Below are 1,774 nucleotides of genomic sequence, written 5' to 3'. Positions count from 1 at the left end.
TCCTGGAGGGCACCTATGTCGACGGCAGCGCCGCCGAGCGTATCCAGCGGCCGATCCGCGACCTGTTCGACGTGCCGGACCTCGACGGCACTGACGACCAGATCGCCAACGGCACGTTCGAAGTGGCGTTCGGCGAGCCGCGGCCGCTGGCGCCGTTCACGGCGCAGCGCATCGACTATTCGCTGCACCGCATGACGCATTACACCGCGACCAGCCCGCAGCATTTCCAGAACTTCGTGCTGTTCACCAACTACCAGTTCTACATCGACGAATTTGTCGCCCGCGCACGCGATCTGATGGAGAATGGCGGCGGCGGATATGCCGAATTCATCGAACCCGGCAACGTGATCACCCATGCCGGGTCGAGCGTGCCCGCCGAAGGCACGCCGCCGCAACGCCTGCCGCAGATGCCGGCCTATCATCTGAAGAAGCCCGGCCATGGCGGCATCACCATGGTCAATATCGGCGTCGGTCCCTCCAACGCCAAGACGATCACCGACCATATCGCGGTGCTGAGGCCGCACGCCTGGTTGATGCTCGGCCACTGCGCCGGCCTGCGCAACACGCAGGCGCTTGGCGACTATGTGCTGGCGCATGCCTATGTGCGCGAGGACCATGTGCTGGACGACGACCTGCCGGTCTGGGTGCCGATCCCCCCGCTAGCCGAGATCCAGGTGGCACTGCAGGAAGCGGTCGCCGAGGTAACCGGGCTTTCCGGCTACGACCTCAAACGCATCATGCGCACCGGCACCGTCGCCACCATCGACAACCGCAACTGGGAGCTGCGCGACCAGCGCGGACCGGTGCAGCGGCTGTCACAGTCGCGCGCCATCGCGCTCGACATGGAATCGGCGACCATCGCCGCCAACGGCTTCCGCTTCCGCGTGCCCTACGGCACGCTGCTGTGCGTCTCCGACAAGCCGCTGCATGGCGAGCTGAAGCTGCCGGGCATGGCGACCGAGTTCTACAAAAGGCAAGTGGCGCAGCATCTCACGATTGGCATCAAGGCGATGGAGAAGCTGGCCGGAATGCCTATGGAGCGGCTGCATTCGCGCAAACTCAGGAGCTTTTCCGAGACTGCCTTCCAATAGGCGGTCACCAGCTGCAAAAACCGGCTAGGCAACTCGTCGTCTTGATCGGGCCGCAATTTGACGGATAAGCAAGCCGGACAGGTTGCCAGCGGCATTGAGTAGTCAGGCAGATGAGATCAGGTGGATCGCGCTCTAACATGACAGCCGGGGTGACATTCCTGGCGATGATGGCGTTCGCGGCCGCCCTGATTGCCGGGTTTTTCGGCACGCTGCATCCGGCCTTCGATTCCTTCTCGCATTTCCGCGTTCATCTGGCCGTGCTGATCGCGCTCCTGGCGCTGCCCCTGCTTGCAACCCCGTTTCGCCTGCAGGCGGCCGCGGCACTGCTGTTCGCCATCGCCAGCTTCGCCACGACGCTGAGCGCGCTACCCAGGCTGTGGCCGGTGCAGGCGGACGCCAAACCGGCCGACCAGATCGTCTACAGCCTGCTGCAGATGAACCTGCGCTACGACAATCCGACGCCGAAGAAAGTGCTGTCGCTGATAGGGCGGACCAATCCCGACGTGATCACCCTCGACGAGGTGTCGGAGATGTGGACGACCGAGCTTGGCTATATCACCAGCGCCTATCCCTACCGGATCCTTTGTCCCTATCCGAACGGCGTGTTCGGCGTTGCGCTGCTCTCCAGGCGTCCGTTCGTCGCGGGGACCGGGCCGCATTGCGAGCGGCGCGGGGCGATGGCG

2 protein-coding genes are annotated in these 1,774 nt (G+C 64.4%); both read left to right on the top strand.

What is annotated here, in order from left to right; genetic code table 11:
* Nucleotides 1–1,091, top strand: a 1,091-nt coding sequence (locus tag EN742_RS33955) for an AMP nucleosidase (protein WP_128333822.1), incomplete at its 5' end; no start/stop codon positions are given.
* A gap of 137 nt (nucleotides 1,092–1,228) precedes the next feature.
* A partial coding sequence (locus tag EN742_RS33950; RefSeq protein WP_348632876.1) for an endonuclease/exonuclease/phosphatase family protein occupies nucleotides 1,229–1,774 on the top strand: 546 nt, incomplete at its 3' end.

It is taken from the genome of Mesorhizobium sp. M4A.F.Ca.ET.020.02.1.1 (assembly GCF_004022645.1).
GTDB lineage: Bacteria > Pseudomonadota > Alphaproteobacteria > Rhizobiales > Rhizobiaceae > Mesorhizobium.
Note: the sequence above shows the minus strand (reverse complement) of the source record. Positions and strands in the feature narration are given on the sequence as shown.